Annotated in this window: 12 protein-coding genes; 3 read left to right on the top strand and 9 right to left on the bottom strand. The window is 43.9% G+C overall.

Features of this window, described 5'->3' with window-relative positions; genetic code table 11:
* Nucleotides 1-646 precede the first annotated feature (646 nt).
* Complete coding sequence (gene metG, locus HXT25_RS03755; protein WP_065189483.1) at nt 647-2,512, bottom strand: methionine--tRNA ligase; 1,866 nt, start codon at nt 2,510-2,512, stop codon at nt 647-649.
* Between the two features lie 209 nt (nt 2,513-2,721).
* On the opposite strand from metG, the gene HXT25_RS03750 reads away from it, so the two are divergent.
* Both HXT25_RS03750 and HXT25_RS03745 read left to right on the top strand, forming a co-directional pair.
* On the top strand, nt 2,722-3,576 hold the full coding sequence (locus HXT25_RS03750; RefSeq protein ID WP_032833861.1) for a hypothetical protein: 855 nt from the start codon (nt 2,722-2,724) through the stop codon (nt 3,574-3,576).
* The gene (locus HXT25_RS03745; RefSeq protein ID WP_004113848.1) at nt 3,566-3,877 is read left to right on the top strand and encodes a hypothetical protein; all 312 of its coding nucleotides are present in this window, start codon (nt 3,566-3,568) and stop codon (nt 3,875-3,877) included. Before HXT25_RS03750 ends, HXT25_RS03745 begins: the two co-directional genes overlap by 11 nt.
* Here the strand turns inward: HXT25_RS03745 and rsmI are convergent.
* A complete protein-coding gene (rsmI, locus tag HXT25_RS03740; protein ID WP_422118689.1) occupies nt 3,872-4,765 on the bottom strand; it encodes a 16S rRNA (cytidine(1402)-2'-O)-methyltransferase in 894 nt (297 codons plus the stop codon). The genes HXT25_RS03745 and rsmI overlap by 6 nt on opposite strands.
* Nucleotides 4,766-4,920: 155 nt before the next feature.
* Here rsmI and HXT25_RS03735 point away from each other — a divergent pair, with 155 nt between their 5' ends.
* Nucleotides 4,921-5,766: an alpha/beta hydrolase gene (locus HXT25_RS03735; RefSeq protein ID WP_009994265.1), complete on the top strand. Its 846-nt coding sequence runs from the start codon at nt 4,921-4,923 to the stop codon at nt 5,764-5,766.
* A 554-nt stretch (nt 5,767-6,320) separates the two neighbouring features.
* Here the strand turns inward: HXT25_RS03735 and HXT25_RS03730 are convergent.
* The 7 genes from HXT25_RS03730 to topA form a co-directional block, all read right to left on the bottom strand.
* A complete protein-coding gene (locus HXT25_RS03730; protein ID WP_422118688.1) occupies nt 6,321-9,251 on the bottom strand; it encodes an SdrD B-like domain-containing protein in 2,931 nt (976 codons plus the stop codon).
* Nucleotides 9,252-9,737: 486 nt separating this feature from the next.
* On the bottom strand, nt 9,738-11,255 hold the full coding sequence (locus HXT25_RS03725) for a formate--tetrahydrofolate ligase (protein WP_422118687.1): 1,518 nt from the start codon (nt 11,253-11,255) through the stop codon (nt 9,738-9,740).
* A 212-nt stretch (nt 11,256-11,467) separates the two neighbouring features.
* On the bottom strand, nt 11,468-13,075 hold the full coding sequence (locus tag HXT25_RS03720; RefSeq protein WP_422118686.1) for a C69 family dipeptidase: 1,608 nt from the start codon (nt 13,073-13,075) through the stop codon (nt 11,468-11,470).
* A gap of 183 nt (nt 13,076-13,258) precedes the next feature.
* A complete protein-coding gene (locus tag HXT25_RS03715; RefSeq protein ID WP_020759648.1) occupies nt 13,259-13,810 on the bottom strand; it encodes a YbhB/YbcL family Raf kinase inhibitor-like protein in 552 nt (183 codons plus the stop codon).
* Nucleotides 13,811-14,207: 397 nt separating this feature from the next.
* Complete coding sequence (locus HXT25_RS03710; protein ID WP_422118685.1) at nt 14,208-15,395, bottom strand: DNA polymerase III subunit delta'; 1,188 nt, start codon at nt 15,393-15,395, stop codon at nt 14,208-14,210.
* Nucleotides 15,396-15,421: 26 nt separating this feature from the next.
* Complete coding sequence (gene tmk / locus HXT25_RS03705; protein ID WP_116439724.1) at nt 15,422-16,132, bottom strand: dTMP kinase; 711 nt, start codon at nt 16,130-16,132, stop codon at nt 15,422-15,424.
* A 21-nt stretch (nt 16,133-16,153) separates the two neighbouring features.
* Complete coding sequence (gene topA / locus HXT25_RS03700) at nt 16,154-19,024, bottom strand: type I DNA topoisomerase (RefSeq protein ID WP_422118684.1); 2,871 nt, start codon at nt 19,022-19,024, stop codon at nt 16,154-16,156.
* Nucleotides 19,025-19,052: the final 28 nt, after the last annotated feature.

Raw genomic sequence — 19,052 nt, 5'->3', positions numbered from 1 at the left:
AACGCTCGCGACATTCTCTGTTTACTGTTGCTAGAGGGCTGGCTAATTCTTGTCTCACAACGCTCCGCCTATTGCGTGTAGTCTGGTGTTGCGGTTGTTCCGTTTTGGTTTTGATTTTTGTTTTTGGGTTGAAGTTTGTTTGTAGTGGTTGATCATTGGATTATTTGGTATCGGCTGCCGCTCTTATACTGTTCGACCAAGAATCACCCAGCCCTCTTACGTACTTGAACAATTGCGTATTGCTTGATCACCGAGATTCTCGATTTTTCTTGCTCTCTCGGCGAGTCACCATTTCATGCTGAGGCTCGCCTCGCTAGCTGCGAAAAATCTCGAATCTCCACCACACTTGGCAGAAATAAAGGAACAAATGGTAGGGTAAGCGGCGAACAGTTAAAAAAGATAAAAAGAAGCCCGGTGGGAAAGAGAAGACCCACCGGGGCAGAGAGAAAGAGAGAAGAAGGTTTCAGTTATGGGGTTCGCGAACGAACCTCACTGATGGATAACCATCAGCAATACTCATTATAACCACACTTTTCTCGCAAAACACGCATATAACCTAAAAATTTCCTTAAAAAATTTTTTAAATCCTGATAGTCAACCTATTTTTTGTTACATGCATCACTATAACTTAAAATTTTTCGTTTAATCACTTAGATTCTAGTGATTTTTTAGCTGCAGCCAATCTTTCTTCGTCAGCTTTACGACGAGCGGCAAGCGCAGATTCAAAACGCTCAAGCTCCTCATCAATAGCCTCTTTAGGAATTTTGGCAAAAATCGGAGTTGGCTTAGCGACAGGCGTACCAGTCACTAATTCCTCACTCTCCCACGGGTGAACAGTTTCTCCAAGACGATAGTCGCCAGTAATAATCGGATACTTAAAATCTGGATTATCTAAGTCAGTCACCTCTTCAATTCTTGGCAGAGGAGAGAACACACCCGTACCACCAAGAGCTTCCCACACTTTTTGCGCAGAATGTGGCAAGAATGGAGCAAGTAAATGATTAGCATCAGAGACAGCTTGAGCTGCAACGTGCAAAACAGTACCAAGACGTGCTTCATCATCTTTAATCTTCCAAGGCTCAGTTGCAGAAATGTACTTGTTGATATCCGACACAACACGCATTGCCTCGTTAAGCGCATTCTTCTGATGATGACGTTCAATCAAACCACCAACAATCTCAAAAGCATTAGAGGTTTGATCAAGCAAAGCGCGATCCATATCTGTCATTGAATTTTCATCCAGAGCAGGAATCTCTCCGAAATTCTTATGAATCAAATTAGCGACACGATTTACCAAATTACCCCAGCTGGCAGCAAGCTCTTCGTTATTATGACGAACAAATTCTGCCCAAGTAAAGTCGGCATCAGAATTTTCAGGACCAGCAATAGAAATGTAGTAACGCACAGCATCCACAGGATAACGCGCCAAAATATCCTTCACGTAAATCACAATTCCACGCGAAGAACTGAACTTCTTGCCTTCCATAGTCATAAACTCAGAAGCAACAACTTGCTCAGGCATATTCAACGGGCCATAAACTCCAGCCTCGCCACCCTTAGAGCCAGCGCCATTATATGCAAGCATTTCTGAAGGCCAAATCTGAGAATGGAAGGTGATGTTATCTTTGCCCATAAAGTAATAGCCAGGAGACTTAGGGTCACACCACCAATCGCGCCAAGCATCCGGCTTACCTTGACGGCGTGCCCATTCAATAGATGCAGACAAGTAGCCAATAACAGCGTCAAACCACACGTACAGGCGCTTATTCGGGTTATCAACCCATCCTTCTACAGGAACAGGAATACCCCAGTCAATATCACGAGTTATAGCTCGAGGCTTAACTTCCTTAAATAATCCAATCGAGAAGTTGATAACATTTGTACGCCAACCATCTCGAGAATTTAACCAATTCAAATTAGCATCAGCTAAAGCAGGCAAATCGAGGAAGTAATGCTCTGTTTCTTCAAATCGCGGAGTTTCGCCGTTAATCTTGGATACAGGATTAATAAGCTCATCTGGATCAAGCTCATTACCGCAAGCATCGCACTGGTCGCCTCTAGCTCCATCCGCGCCGCAAAGTGGGCATGTGCCCTCAATGTAGCGATCTGGAAGAGTACGACCTGTAGAAGGCGAAATCGCAACCTTTTGAGTACCCTTATAAATGTAGCCGTTCTTTAAGCACTGACGGAACATCTCTTGAACAACGTGCTCATGATTTGCTGTAGTCGTGCGCGTAAACAAATCGTAGCTTAAACCCAAATCGCACAAATCTTTAGTAATCACGCGATTATAGCGGTTAGCAAGCTCCTGAGCACTAACGCCTTCTTTATCTGCCTCAACTAAAATCGGCGTGCCATGTTCGTCTGTACCAGAAACCATAAGCACGTCATTGCCCTTCATACGCTCATAACGCGCATACACGTCTGAAGGAACACCAAATCCTGCAACGTGACCAATATGACGAGGGCCATTTGCGTAAGGCCATGCAACATTCACCAAAATATGACTCATAGCCAAATATTATCTTGTTCAGCGAGGACACCTTAATAAAAAACATATACACATATGCACATTTTTTAATGTAAAAATGCTTAAAAATCCACTTTTACACATTTCGCAAAAATCTTATGGACAACATGAACAAACGTATCTATTCTGTCTAAAACCATATGTCTAAAAAATTATTCCCAATCATTATGTCTAACAAGAAAGGAGGGATTATGAATAACGAAGCAGAAATTATTGCAAACAAAACTATTAACAATTCGACTAATACTACAAGTAAATACACATGCAAAACAACCGATAAGCGAACAAATAAAAGAACAGATAAACCCACAATCAAGCCAATCGCTAAAAATTTAAAAAAGACTTCAAGACAGACTTCAAAAAGCAGAAACTATGATGCGAATAAATACAGTACGACTAAAGATATAGCTCAAGAAACAAAAATAATTCTTGAAAATTACGACAATAAAAATCAACACATTGACATTAGTAAAAATCTTCCAACCTTGCTAGACACAACGCATCTGCCAGGACCATTGTGCATGAAGAAATTATCTAAATTCGGAGCTTTTGAACGATTGTCAATAAGAAGCGGATTTGCACATTCCACTGCAAAGTCCATTGAGGGGCGGTGCAAAATACTCAAAAAACTAATACCACGAGACTCTGCAGCATGCATGTTTACAGCATCATGGATTTGGCTTGGAGGAACAATTCCAAACATATTAGACGTTATCTCTGGCAGCCATTATCGCGTAGTACCACATGATCATCCATTACGAGTATTCAGACGAAAATTGTTGAAGAGAGAACAAAAGGTGATTAAAGATTTGCGCATAACATCTCCTGCTCGAACAATCTGCGACATAGCATTAACACCATCTAAAAATATTTACGACGAGATACGCAAAAAAGACACAATTTTCAATCTGATTCAAGAATATGGCACAAGCTTTAAAGAATGCGAAAAAATCATAAATAGCAACCCACATTTTCCAGGAGCGCAAAAAGCAAAAGATTGGCTAAAAAACGTTATAGAACAGGAAGATATTTTTTATGAATATTAATATTGAACATTTAAATCAAGTACAAGAAAATACAGAAAATTTCCATAAAACACAAACAAAAGATCTACCACCAAAACCGCCAATTATTCTCACAGAACAAGTAGCATGCTGTGAAAATACAGACAAAGAAATACTTTGGCACATAGCGAGAAACATTCCGCACTTACGAAAATGGGTTATAGCAAACCCAGCCGCTGACGCAAAAATACTGGAGTATATTTCACAGAAAGGAGGTCCAGATGTTAAGCATAGCTTAGACGTACTTTTAGAAAGCTATGATTACGCGAAACAGATTTCATGACTTGATGTTTAAACAAGCAGCATAAACTTCTTTACGATTCGCAAAAGAACCGTCTGAAAGAGGATTTTGTGAAACAATACGCGTTATAGCATCTTTAATACGCAAACCCTCATTTTGCGAAAGATCGTAAGACATTTGCGCAAGCTGTTCAACGCTCAAATCAATGTTTCGCTGCTTGATTTCTTCATCGCTAGCTCCCGCAATCACAAGAACAATTTCTCCGCGCGGAGGGTCGTTTTCTACGCTTTTGCATATTTGAGAGATTGTTCCTCGCCTTATTTCCTCAAAATCCTTTGTAAGCTCGCGACATAACGCCATTTTGCGATCTGCGCCAAAAACTGCAAGAAGATCTTCCATTGACTCCGCAATTCTGTGCGGCGCCTCATAAAAAACGATTGTTCGCCGCTCTGAAATAAGCGAGCGCAAATGCTGCTGTCTGTCTCCAGATTTACGCGGCAAAAAACCTTCGTAGCAAAAACGGTCTGTTGGCAAGCCAGAAAGCGCTAGAGCATCTAGTACGGCACTCGGCCCAGGAGCGCAAGTAACAGGCAAATCGCGCTCTATTGCACGGCGAACGATCGCAAGCCCTGGGTCGTTAATCGTAGGCATACCAGCGTCGGAAACAACAAGAACGGTATTGCCTTGCTCAACCTTGTCCAGCAAGCCATCTGCCTTATTGTGCTCATTGTGATCGTGATATGCAATAACTTGCCCAGAAACATGCACGCCAAGGCGATTTGCAAGATCGTAAAGCCTGCGCGTGTCTTCCGCTGCAACAATATCCGCGGTTTCTAGAAGATTAATCAAGCGCGATGAAGCATCTCCCATATTGCCAATAGGAGTGGCTGCAAGAACAACTTTACCCAAATTATCTTCTTCATTACGCATCTTAAATCTCCTTATGAAACTTCTTAAGACTCTACACGAATTTATAAAATAACGCACTTAAAAAATAAGATATTTGATTAGAATTATGCTTAGTAATTGCGCTTAGTAATTATGCTTAACATGAATTGCAAATAAGCAAAACGAAAAGAGATACCATGAAGATTATAGAACGCCAAATTAAAGGCATTGACGGTAGCAACGCGCTTCTTACTGGATATGTTTTAGATGACAACTTAGATAGCGAAGGGGATCAAACACGCCCAGCAGTGCTGATTTTGCCAGGCGGCGGATTCTTGCGCGTTTCTAATCGCGAAGCAGAACCTGTTGCTATGAAGTTTGCTGCTGCTGGATTCCACGCATTTGTTCTGCGCTACTCGCTTGTGCCTAGTGCACACCCGACTCAGCTTTTGGAAGCCGCACAAGCTATGCAATTGATTCGCAATAATGCAAAAGAATGGCATGTAGATGCGCAAAAAGTGGCGATTATTGGATTCTCTGCAGGAGGCCATGTTGCAGCAAATCTTGCGACTAGCGTTAGCGACGATGTTGAAGAAACAAATGGATACAACGCAAATGATGTTCGTCCAAACGCTCTTATGCTTGCTTACCCAGTGATTTCCGCTGGCGAATACGCACATAAGCCAACTTTCGACCGTCTTTTTGGAAGCGTAGATTCTAACACTCGCGCGCAACTCGTTGAACAGCTTTCGCTTGAAAACCACGTTGATTCTAAGACTCCACCTGTGTTCGTTTGGCAAACGATTACAGACCAAACGGTTCCAGTTCAAAACTCAATTATGTTTATTAATGCTTGTGTTAAAGCTGGCGTAAGCGTGGAAGCACATTTGTTCCCTAAGGGTCCGCACGGCTTGGCTTTGGCTGTTAAAGAAACTGCTAAGCGCGATGAAAATGGCGCAGTGATTCCTGAGTTTGTACAGCCAGAGGTTCAGCAGTGGATTGATCTTGCTTGCGATTGGCTTCGTCGCACATTTGCGTGCTAATCGACCTGTCTTCGAGCTTAGAGCGTAGCGCGGTTCCATTGCTTGGTATTGCGCGAGGTTTGAGTATTTCTCTCCTCGCAAGTCCCGTCGCTGCGCTCCTCTTTTATTGCTCGTATAGAAATACATCAAACCTTCTGAATATCTAACACTTTTGCGTATCTTTTATCACCGAGATTCTTGATTTTTCTTGCTGCTTCAGCGAATCACCATTTCATGCTGCGAATCGATCTGCATGAGCGCTTAAAGCGTAGCGCGCGAATGCACTTCGATTCGCTGAGCTTGCTCAAAGCTGAAAGCACAGTGTGCTTTCAACGCAAGCGAAGACGTGAGCGCGCTGTAACGCGCGAGCGATACACCTCTTTCGCTGCGAAAAATCTCGAATCTCCACCTTGCTTGCGCGATCGCTATTTCCGCTTTTTGTAGCTCTAATCGGCGTGTCTAACTACAAAACGCGGAAACAACAGACGAAACACAAAGCAAAAACAAAACGTCGCCCACACACAGTGATTGATGTGTTGGCGACGTTTTATATTATTCACCTGAATTTTCGACAATTATTGCCTGTGCTTGCCCTTGCAGAAATAACGCTTTATTTTATTTGTAGCACCCAGAGCGAGCATAGCAACGGACGCAACAGCTGTGAAAACTGTGCTTACGCCAGTGTTTACAAGCTTATCCCTTACATGCTCTTGCTTAAAATCAGCATTATTATTGTCAAACGAACTTTCATTCGGCTGACTATTATTGCTATCTAAATCATTATTACTGCTTGGTATCGGATTATCTGATTCACGAATCTCAGAGTGATTAGGTCCTGAAGAATCCTCCTTAGGCTGGGGATCCTCATACTGAGGGGGATCATTAGACTCTGTGTCATCAGTATCAGGATCCTTAGGAGTATCAGACTTAGGATCATCAGGCTTAGACTCAGGATTCTTAGGGTTCTCATTGTCCTTCGGATTTTCAGACTTAGGATTAGTATCCTTTGGATCAGGATCTTCAGGCTCATCCTTCTTAGTCTCATCATTAGGCTTAGGATTCTTAGGCTCCTTCGACTCAGGTTCCTTAGGAGTATCAGACTTATCATCCTTAGGTTTCGTAGGATTATCAGGCTTCTTAGGATCTTCAGGTTTAGTATCAGGTACATCCCTATCCTGATAATTTGGATTATTAGGCTTATCCTTAGGCTTTGGATCATCCTTCTTAGGATCAGGAGACTTAGGAGTATCAGGTTTTACAGGATTGTAATCCTTAGGATCAGTCTTTTTCGGCTCAGGATTTTGCTTTGGCTTATTATCAGGATCCTTAGGCTTATCCTTCTCAGGATTAGGATCCTTAGGCTTAGGGTCCTTAGACTTCGGCTTATCCTTCTTAGGATCCTTCGGATTAGGATTTTGCTTAGGATCCTTAGGATCTTCATGTTTAGGCTGCGGATTCTTAGGCTCAGTATTTGGCTTAGGGTCCTTAGGATCATCCTTCTTAAAAGCTCCCGCATCAATATGCTTCTTATCTTCGCCAGCAGAAAGACTTATATTGCCAACATATGAGTCTTTTGAAGCCGAATTATCGGTTGCTGCAGATCCTTTTTCTGTAACAGATCTATCAGTTACAGGCTCTCCAGGAATCGCGTCAGAATCTACAGAGGAATCTGACCCTTTACGCGTGTATGTAAAACCAAAATATTCACTACCTTCTGGAAGTGTGAATTTAACAACATAGCTTCCTGGCAGCAAATTAGTAAATTCGTAAGATCCATCAGGCGAAGTAGTGGTAATAGGATTAACCTTATTGCCATTTATGTCGATTACTGTGCTATCCCCATACTGTTTAACAAGCTGTACTTTTGCACCAATTATGCTCGACTCTCCCTTATCTTGAATACCATTATGGTTAGCATCAAACCACACGCGTCCACTCAAAGATGCAGGAATGACGATTTCAATAGGAACTGTGCTCACTTTGCTGCGATTACTGCGCGCATACGTTGCAACAGTCTCCTGAATCTTGTTAATAATTGGCGGATATTTCAAAGTATTATCTGGATAATTATCATTACAATCTAACGCACGATAATACGATTTTATGTATGCGCTTGCTTTTCCACTCATCCAAATACCGTTGCTAATATTATCAGGACCAAACACAGTTGAATCTGGGTTAAATTCTCCAGATATTAGCAATTCAGAAGGTCTGTTTTGTTTTGGAACAGTTCCCCAACCATCGAAATATTTAGAATCCAGAATATCGCCGAAAACTTCAGTATCCCCATAAGCAACTTTTTCTATTCCAATATTAGCCATAATTTTACGAGCTTCATCGTTGTTGTTAGGCGAACGGAAAACTGTTAAATGATGATTTTTAAAAACTTGCTTAGTTCCATTTAAAGCATAGTCCTTAGAACCAAATGGAATTTTAAATCTCAACTTAATCGGATTATTGTCGTTCCCATTGCGATAAATAGTTACGAATTGGTTATGCTCAATATTTGCCGGTATTAATTGTGGTAAAAAGACACCATTCTGCGACTCAACCATAGTGCTTCTACTGTCATAATCGACGCCGCTTGTTTCCATAGATAACCCAGTGAACCAGAATCCATAATTATCTCTGCCGTCCCATCCAGTTACCAAATCAGAACGCACTAGGCATGGATTTTTTTGCAGTATCCTATCGTTTGGAAAATCTCTTAATCCGCCGATTGTAGACGTATATTCCATAGGTGTTGGGAAAGGCATATACGAAACTCTGCCTTGGATTAACGGTTTCACACCTTTTTTGTAATTTTGCAAATCAACTAGATCAGAAGTTTTTGCATTACTGTCGATTACTGTATGGATTTCAATGGAAACTGTTTGATTATTTTTTATTACATCATCATTGGATAATACATTGCCAGAGTGGTTCACGCCTTTTATGGCAGCAAGGTATGGCATTTCATTTGCAAAATCAGAAGACCACTCGTTGTAGTTAAAGTAGACGTCAAAAAGATTATAGTTACCGAGATTGTGGTTACCAAACGACTTAGAATCTGAAATCTGTACTACTTTATTTGCAACACTGCCAGCATCAACAACAAAATCATTTGCGTTTACTGTAAGAATTTTCGGAATGGCTAGTCGAAGATATGGTCTAAAAACATCGCCAGCTTCAGGAACAATAAATTTAGCTGTAGCCCGGAGCGTAAGCTTGCTACCTGGACGCAGAATTTTATTAGTTTTATTCGTATCCGCATGATTGTCAGTAGAATCTCCATCAACATAGCTGATTGAAGTTCTTATTTCTGGAAGTTTCCCATCTGGCTTGCCGAAATGCTGGGTAGGAGCAGGAATTAAATCAATGTTGTTAATACTGGATTTATTCGTTGGAATGTTCTCACGATTAGTGAAAGCATTATCATTGCTCGACTGAGCTAATGCCGAAGAAGATAAACTTGCTGTTAATAACGTGGCTGTTAATAAGCTAGCTGTCACTATTTTCATTTTCATTAAGTATTTTCTCCCTTCGCTCATGAAAATAGTTATGAGACAAGCCACGAGTAAAACACTAAAAAATTTATTTTTCAAACTGAAAATTGTCGTAAATTTTCCGACAACTAAAACCCTTTTTATATTTATGGAATCGCCGAATAAAAAAAAACACCTTCGGCGAGTCTGAAGAAAAATTTAAATTAATTAAGATAAAATACGAAAAATATACATGTTAACTCTCTTATAATAAAGCTAAATCGTAATATTTTCTGTTGTTATAACAATATGATGATTAAATGATATATGTGAGGTTTTTCACATTTCACAATATTCTACAAGTTCAATACACAAATATCTTTACGACAAATACAACATGGATCCTATGTAAAAGATTAAAAGACGTTTATAAACAACGTTTATAAAACAGAAACGTCGTCCTCACACCGTGATTGATGTGTTGACGACGTTTTTTATCTACTATTAATGATTAATATTTAAAAGCAATCACACGATTTTTGGCATTGGCGTTGTTAGTGAAGATGTAAGGTTGACTTGAACAACCCCAGCTCCAGCGTGAACTTCTACTTTCTTTAAAGTTACAGTGCGAGAATCTTCAGGCGCGTGATCGTCATCAGTCATGGTTGCTGGCGACTTTACAGCAACAAGAGCCAAGCTATCAAAATCAACACCAGCCTTATTGCACAAATCCTGCGCTTCCTGCAACGAATCAGCAAAACCTGCTTTGTTGATTACGCGCTCAGCAGGCACACCATACGCCTCGGAGCAAAGCAGATTAATGCGCTCGCGAAGCGACTTTCCTCGCCTACTTTCTGGAACTTTCGTTTCAGCATCAGCGGTAATCACAGACACAAAATCGTCTAGCTGATCTGCCAATCCATCTCCGCCATCTCGGAATAAATTGCCAACAATCGGCTTGCGGAATCCCAAAGTCTTAGCTTGCTCAAGCAAATCTGGAACTTGGCTATCTTCCCCTTCCCACAAATTAATAAGAGGGAAAGTAGGAATATCAAGCGACTCAAGGCGCGAAACGTGGAACGGGTAGCGCCATGCAAGCGTTTCGTCATCTCGCCAAGTAGTTGCACGAGTAACAACAACCGCAGCAGCAGGCCACTTTGCGCCAAATTCGCGAGCAGCAATATCTAGCCACTTTTGCGCACCAGCATCCGTGCCATAGCCTGCTTCCACAACAACAACATCGTGCAACGCACAAGCCATTTCAACGCTTACAAGGCTTGGAATACCAAGAGATACGTTGGCAAATGGCCCGCAATGAACGTAAATCGGAGATCCATTAATCGTCTCAGTTTTTGCAGGCTTTACAGCATCGGCAAGAATATTTGTGATTCGCCACAAGTCAACAAAATCGCCAAATTTAACAGGATTCCCATCTTTTGTGCCAGCAATCATGGCAGCAACGCGATTTGCGATTTCTTCCATGTTTCTCGAAAGCACTACGATTTGCATAAGCTCACAAGTTGGCGTTAACACAACGCGCTCCGCAACCGTGCTCTTGCCAAAGTCAACAGCAATACTACGCAAAGATCTTGAAGGTACTTCGCTTACACGCGGCACTAAAATCGTGTCTAAAATGCCCTCGTCAATCGCTTTTTCTGCAAAAGAAACAAGCAAATTCTGCGCACATTCAATGGCAGCCATTTCTCCGCACAATCCCCAATCGATTAGCTCAGGGTGCGAAAGTGAGGACTTTCCGCCGCCGCTAGCGCCGCCTTTTGAACCCGCTGCAGTAATGCCCATGCTTGGCTGGCGCAAAACAGCCGCCGCATCTACCCCGCGTTCGCGCAACGCGTCTACCAGCGCAATAGTGGTAGTTGTTTTACCTTCTCCTCTAGAAGCCTTAAGAGGAGTATCAGCTGTAACGAGTAGCACTTTACCGTGCTTTTTTTGCTCACTTGGATTCTTCTTTAAATAATCCATAAATCCGAAGGCGTCTATTTTTTTAACTAATCCAAATTGCGTAGTAAACGAATCAAGAATGCTCATATTCCCCACTTTCATAAGCAAAAAGCCTAGTAGATGCCCAATGGTGTTCAATAACAAACGTTCAATAACAGATGCCCAATAAACGCTCAATAGTAAACGCGCATAGCTAATGTAAATGAACAATTTTTATACTATACGATTGCATGGGCGTGGTATAGCAATATTACATTAAAACTATGCGCGTTATCACTAATGTCTATAACAGCTTGCGATCAGTGATCGGAACGATTAAAACCATTCTTCATACGCATGCTAGTAATGTACAGCACTGTGTCAAGCAAAGAATCGGTTTCTTTCTTCAACTTTGCTGCCATATCGTCGTTCGCTTCAGCCAAAGCTTCACGCACTTTGTCGTTACGAAGCTCTGCAATAATTGCTTCAGGATCGCGAACTAAATCATCGTAATCTTCGCCTTCATCACCTTCACGTTCTGGCTCGTAACCTCTCAAAGAAACGCCAAGAATCTTTGCCACGGCAGCATCCGTAGACTTAACCATTGCGTGACCAAGGGAACCGACAACTTCCTGGTAACGCTCAATCGCGTTTGCAGTGTCGTTAAATGCAGCATCCGCAAGAGCTGCAATAATGCGATTCTCCCAATAGAAGTTTTCGCTTGTTACGCGAGTAGTCGTATCTTCCAAATACTTTGGAGTTTCGTTTACATTTGGATAGAACGGCACAAGCGCATTAAATGGGTTAGAGCCGTACGCCATCCACTGAATTGTGCGGAACGCTTCTGGCACGTAAGGGCGGATTTGCATAACAGCCAGCTGACTTTGACGATTGATGCCGATTGGACGGAAAAGATGACGAGTATGCTCATCGCCAAGCTTGCCGTAAGGATCGTACTCAGTGCCCTGATAGTGCGAGCTAAGCACGTACTTAACGTCTTCAACCGTCACTTTGCGCTCAGGCTGACGCGCCCACGGAATATCGTTGCTATCTGGCTTGTGATCAGCGTCTTTACCATCCCACACTTCGTCATAAGGATTCAAGAAACGCTCCATAAACCACGCGCGAGGAGTGTTGTACACGTGGTCGGCATCTGAATGAGAGCCAAAAGCATCACGAGGATTAAATGGCGAAGCGTTTTCAACCGACAAATCTAAGTGGTTTTCTTCAATAAACTCAAGCAAATCAGCCGAGCACATGTGCTCTTCTTGGTCTCCCAAAGCGTCTTCCAAATCGAACTCGTCGATTCCAAGCTGGTTTGGCATAACAACATACGCCTCGTCTGGCACGCGCTTAGCAATCCAGTGGTGTCCGCCAACAGTTTCCATCCACCAAATCTCGTTTACATCCGAGAATGCAACGCCGTTCATCTCGTAAGTGCCGTACTTTTCTAGCAGAGCACCCAAACGCTCAACTCCTTCGCGAGCGCTACGAATATAAGGCAAAACAAGCGTTAAGAAGTCTTCTTCGCCAATTCCGCCTGGAACTTCTGGCTTATAATCAGCGTCGCCTTCCTTACCTTGCGCTTTTTGAAGCTCCACCATTGGGTCTGCGCCCAGCACGCGCTCGTTGGATGTAAGCGTTTCGGTTGCGCTCATTGCCACGTTTGCTTCGTTAACGCCAGCTTCTCCCCAAATTCCTTCGCGCAAGTCTGCGTTTGGAACGCTTGTGTATTGCATTGGATTATCTGGAAGCTCTACTGTTACGTGGCTAAGCACAGACTTATAAACGCGAGGCTGGTCTTGCGGCTTTACTACCACTAAACGCTTTGGATTAAACTCGCCATTTGCTGAGTCTTCGTTACGCGCGATAAGCGTGGATCCGTCGTAGCTCGCTTTGCGTCCTACTAAAATTGTTGTGCATGCCATATTTGCATCCTCATTTTTCTAATTTTTGATTATTTTGGTTATTTGATTATTTTTGATTATTTTGTTTGTTTAGATTAGTTTGATTGGTTTTGCTTATTTTTGACTATTTTACGCACGCATATATAGTCGTAAGCTGCTTGCGACTAATCCGCACGAAGTCATATAAAGCCTAAATCCTAAATTCTAAGCTTTTCCTCGCAAATATAATCCGTTAACGTCTACATACGAATCGTAATGCCTGATTTCATTCATCATTTCGTTAAGATAGAAGCCTTCTTTAAGATTTGGAAGAGGCTTTTGCGTGCCGAACACTTCTAGCATGTAGTCGTGATCCTTGTCTGGCGGCTGCGGGCCATTGTAGCGCATTGTAATTGCAGGGTCTGTGCAACCCACAAATCGGCTAGCTTGCGAGTTTCGCCCTTGTACAACTTCTGGAATCATAGTTGGCATTGTGCGCGAAAAGTCTTGCGGAATTTGCAAAGCGCGCGAGTCATTAAAGTCAAACATAAGCGCTTCCACTGGAACATTTGCCACAACCCAATGAATCCACTGAAATCCGCACACTGGTATAGCGTCGTCGTCTACAAATCGCCAATGCAAGTAGTGCACAAAATCCGGCAACTTGTCTACATAAAATGGAAAAGATACGACTGGAACGCCGTTAATCTTGTTTTCTTCCGGCGCAGCTTTTGCAAAGTTGTCTGGAATAGTGGTGAAATCTGCAGAAATATTCATAATTTAAGTATCTACTACCGCTGTGACTATACGCGACGACCTACCTTTTCGCTTAGAGCGTAGCGCGAAAAGGTAATTCGGAGCGCTGAGCCGCTCAAGGCAGAAGCACTGCTTCTGCGCTGCGAAGACGTGAGCGCAGCTAATCTGCGCGAACGACACGACCTACCTTTTCGCTTAGAGCGTAGCGCGAAAAGGTAATTCGGAGCGCTGAGCTTGCTTAAGGTTGAAAGCACTGTGTGCTTTCAACGCAAGCGAAGACGTTCGCGCGCTACGCTATTCCTCACGGCTATTAGTAGCCGTTCGGCTGATTTGGCGCATAAAGTCCACTGGACTTTATGCCTTAAGCCAAATCACGCTTTGAAGGAGCTTGAAATGCGTTATGCAATTTCAATCTCAGTCAAAGCGCACATAAAAGTGCTTCAAAAACAAGCGTTGCGTTTCCATTGCCAGCAAGCCGCTTTTTAGCAACCGCAAGCGCGTCCAGGCATTTAAGCGCGCGCTCTGCTGTATTCTTTTTAGAAAGCTGCATAATTTCTGCTTTAAATTCTTGATTCACAAGTGGTGTTTGCGATTGCGCATTGTTTAGCACAACAAGCACATCTCTGTACACGCTGCAAATCGCATCTATTGCGCGGTTTAAAACGTCTCTGCTTACGCGAGTGACTTTGCGCTTAACATCGTCTTTTTTGCCAATCGCATTGTATGCGCTACGAATTTTAGGTGGGATTTTATCTGTTGGCTTAATGCCATTTATGCGCAAAAACTCGCTTTGCTCAGCTTCAACAGACTTTTGCACTTCGTCTTCTGCCTGGCTTTTAGCATCTTCGATTAGCGTTTGTGCAAGCATAATAGCATCTATTGCGCTGCTAAGACGCAAAACGCCTGCAACAAGCTCTTCTCTTCTGCTTCTAGCACTCTCGCTTGTAGCGTAAAGCATTGCTAAATCAACGTTTCCTTGAGCTATGCGAGCCACGCTTGCCGCCGTTTTTGCATCAATGTGTGCGCTTTGTTGCACGTATTCTTGCACATCTTGGTCGCTTGGTTGAGCCAAATTCACTATTTGAGACCTAGAACGAATTGTTGGCAAAACATCTGCCGCGCTTGCCGCGCAAAGAATCCATATTGTGCGAGGTGCTGGCTCTTCGATTTCTTTTAGCAAAACGTTTGTTGTGCGCTCAAGCATGCGCCCAACGTCTTCGATTATTATGATTCGCCACGGTGCAACACTTGGCATTTGCTCGGATATTGATACGAGTTCGCGCACTTCGTCAATGCTTACTGTAACTTTGTCCGTGCTTAAAATGTTTACGTCTGGGCTTGTTCCAGCTAATACTTCACTTGCGATTTTATCTGTGTTTATTTGAGTGTTTATTTGAGTGGCGGAGTTTTCGGCGGCGCGGTTGCTTGCGACTTTTCCACTCGATTGCAATGCCGCTGCAAACGCTCTTGCCACTTTTGCACACCCGAATCCAGCAGATCCGCAAATAAGCCATGATTGCGCGATTTTGCTTGAATCGCCTTGCGCTACTTTTTTAAGGCGTTCAACAACTTGCGCTTGACCAACTACCGATTCCCAAACGTCCATTGCTAAAATCCTATAGTCCTAAAATCCTAAAATCCTTGATTTTCTGGGGCTTCTGGCGATTTTTTGTCACCTATTCCAGCATTATCCATCAACTCGCACATGTCTTTAGCAATCAACTTAGATAAGTCGCAAGCTGGCAAAGTGGCGTCTAAAACGCAAAATCTTTGCGCATTTTGTTTAGCAAGATCTAAGAACGCTTCACGCGTGCGGCGCGCAAAATCAAGCCCTGCACTTTCCATGCGATCCGCCTGCCCATGCAATCGCACAGCAGCATCTTTCTCGCTCATATCTAGCAAATACGTGCGATTTGGCCAAAGGCAATTAGATGCCCACTCGCTTAAATCGCGCACATCTTGCATAGTGAGTTCACGCCCCCCAGACTGATACGCTAGCGATGAGTCAATGTAACGGTCCGTTATAACCACCGCACCGCGCCGCAAGGCTGGGATGATGATTTGCGCAGCATGTTGAGCGCGATCCGCAGCAAACAGAAGCGCCTCGGTGCGCGCAGAAATCGCTCCGCCGTGTAGAAGAATGTTGCGCAACTGTTCGCCCAACGGTGTTCCGCCAGGCTCTCTCGTAACAACAACCTCAAATCCGCGTGCTTGCAAAAAATCACGCAAAGCCTCAACTTGCGTGGTTTTCCCAACGCCGTCTATTCCTTCAAAAGATATAAAAAGACCCTTAAGACCTTTGTTTAAACCGCTAAGCCCGCTGTTTTTAAGACCTATAGCCATTTTTGCATACCTCTACCAGGTTTACTCGCCTTTAGACGTGGACTTTTTTGCTGTGCTCTTTTTTGCAGCAGGCTTTTTAGCGGCCGTCTTCTTAGCAGCCGTCTTCTTTGTTGCCGTCTTCTTTGCAGCAGTTCTCTTGCGCTTTACAGGTCCAGCCGCGCGTTTTTGCGCCAAAAGCTCAAACGCCACCTGCGGCTCAATCGACTCAGGCGTGTACTGCTTTGGCAGCGTTCGATTCGTAACGCCGTCTGTAATATAAGCTCCGTAGAAGCCATCTTTAATCACCACTGGCTTTCCGCTCTCTGGATCTTCTCCAAGCTCCCTAAGCGGCGGTTTTGCAGCTCCACGCGTGCGCTTTGCATACTTCGGCTGAGCAAAAAGCTCCTTGGCTTCGTCTAAAGTCACACTAAAAATCGCGTCTTCGCTTGCAAGCGAACGATTATCTGGCTTGTCGTCCACAGCCGAATTACCAGACGATGCCGAATCGCTAGCAACCGTGCGCTCGTAAGTTTTAGTCAAATAAGGTCCGTATCGACCATTATTCGCCTCAATCTTCGCGCGCTTCACTTCGCCTTGCTCATCAACTTCTTCCACAATGCCAACCAATCGAGGCAAATTCAAAAGTCGCAAAGCATCTTGCAAAGTTATTGTCGCAGGGTCCATTGTTTTAAACAAAGACGCCATTTTTGGCTTAGCTTTAGCAGACTTTTTAGATTTTGCAGAAGACTTTGAGCCAGTTTTAGCAGAATCGTCGGCTGCTTGCGACTCATCCTCATCCGAAGCTTCAACAAGAGCAACGTAAGCTCCAAAACGCCCGTTCCTAACTTCTACACTGCCTCCAGTTTGCGGATCTGTACCCAAAACGCGCGGACCGTCGGAGTTGTTCTCAATCAAATCTCGTGCAACTTGCTCAGTCAACTCGTCTGGAGCCAAAGTACTTGGAATCGAAGCTCTGCGCGCATTGCCATCTTCGTCTAGATTCTTCGTATCTTCCAAATACGGGCCGTATCTGCCTACGCGCACGTGCAATCCGCCGCCAATATCAATCGTGTTGATTTCTCGAGCGTCAATCTCGCCAAGCTGATCAACTTGTTTTTGCAAACCTTCATGCATTGCAAAGTCGCTAGCAACCGCCCCGTTATCTCCAAAGTAAAACTGGTAAAGCCAATCTTTACCAGCTTCCTCGCCATGTGCTATGCGGTCCAAACCATTTTCCATGTCTGCCGTAAACGCGTAGTCAACGTAAGTTGGGAAATTAGTTTCCAAAAGCTTAATAACCGCAAAAGCAAGCCAGCTTGGAATCAACGCGCGCCCACGCTCATACACGTATCCGCGGTCAATAATAGTGGAAATAATGCTAGCGTAAGTAGACGGCCTACCAATCTCCTTAGCTTCCAGCGTTTTAACTAAAGATGCTTCCGTGTAGCGAGCTGGCGGCTGAGTTTCATGACCATCCGCGCTAACTCGCAAAGCTTTAAGAACATCGCCATTAGCCATAGGAGGCAAAGCCTTAGACTGCTCATCTTCGCTAAATCCGCCAAACACCTTCATAAATCCAGCAAATTCAATCACGGTTCCAGAAGCTTGGAAATTAGCAGTTCCAAAGCTGCCAGCCGAAGCATCTAGCTTAACTGTAGCTGTAAAACCAGTAGCATCCGCCATTTGAGATGCAAGAGTGCGCTGCCAAATAAGCGTGTAAAGTTTAAGCTGATCGGCAGGGAGAGCGCCAGCCAAATCCGCAGGATTTCTAAACGTAGATCCAGCAGGACGAATACACTCGTGCGCTTCCTGAGCGCCTGCAGAAGTCGTAGCATACTGTTTTGGAGAATCCGCTAAATACTCGTCTCCGAAACTAGACTTAACGCAATCTCGCGCCGCAAAAATCGCCTCTTTAGAAAGCGTTACAGAATCAGTACGCATGTAGGTTATGTAACCGTTTTCGTACAAAGATTGAGCCGCGCGCATAGCTTGGCGAGAGCTCATAGACAAGCGGTTTCCAGCAGTCTGTTGAAGAGTAGAAGTTGTAAACGGAGGCAATGGGCGGCGGCGATACGGCTTAGTGTCCATTGAGCTCACAACAAAATCATCCGCGCCAAGACTCTGTGCAATCGCACAAGCATCTGCCTCATTCAAATAGTGCGCTAAAGCAGATTCGCCCTTAGTTTTTTGAAGCTCGCCAAGCGAATTAAAATCTTTAGAGGCAGCCAAACGCTCTCCATTTAGAGCCGTCATTCTCGCTTGGAAATCAACGCCATTTGCGCTCAAATCCGCACAAACATCCCAATAGCTCGCCTTTTTAAACGCCATTCGCTCGCGCTCGCGCTCAACAATCAAACGCGTTGCAACAGATTGCACTCGCCCAGCAGAAAGACCCGGTCCCACTTTACGCCACAAAACTGGCGAAAGCTCGTAGCCGTACAATCTATCCAACACGCGGCGTGTTTCTTGCGCATCAACCATATGGTCGTCAACGTTTCGCGTGTTAGCAAGCGAAGCTTGAATCGCATCTTTTGTAATCTCGTGAAACACCATGCGCTTTACTGGCACTTTTGGCTTAAGTGCTTGCACAAGATGCCACGCAATCGCTTCTCCTTCGCGGTCCTCATCAGTTGCGAGGAACAATTCGCCCGACTTTGCGAGCGCAGCCTTTAAATCCGAAACTGTTTTCTTTTTATCCGCGCCAACAACATAGTATGGCTCAAAACCATTGTTTACATCTACGCCAAACTTGCCAAATTCTGCCTTTTTAGCAGCTGGCACCTGACTTGGCTGTGCTAAATCACGAATATGACCCACGGATGCCATAACAGTGTATCCGTTTCCAAGATATCCGCCTATTTTACGCGCTTTAGTGGGAGACTCCACAATGACAAGCTTGTTCTGCTCTGTCATACGCTCTCCTTTCGTACAGATGCATTTT

This window comes from Gardnerella sp. DNF00476 (genome assembly GCF_049262735.1).
GTDB lineage: Bacteria > Actinomycetota > Actinomycetes > Actinomycetales > Bifidobacteriaceae > Bifidobacterium > Bifidobacterium vaginale.
This window is presented reverse-complemented; position numbering and strand designations above follow the sequence as displayed.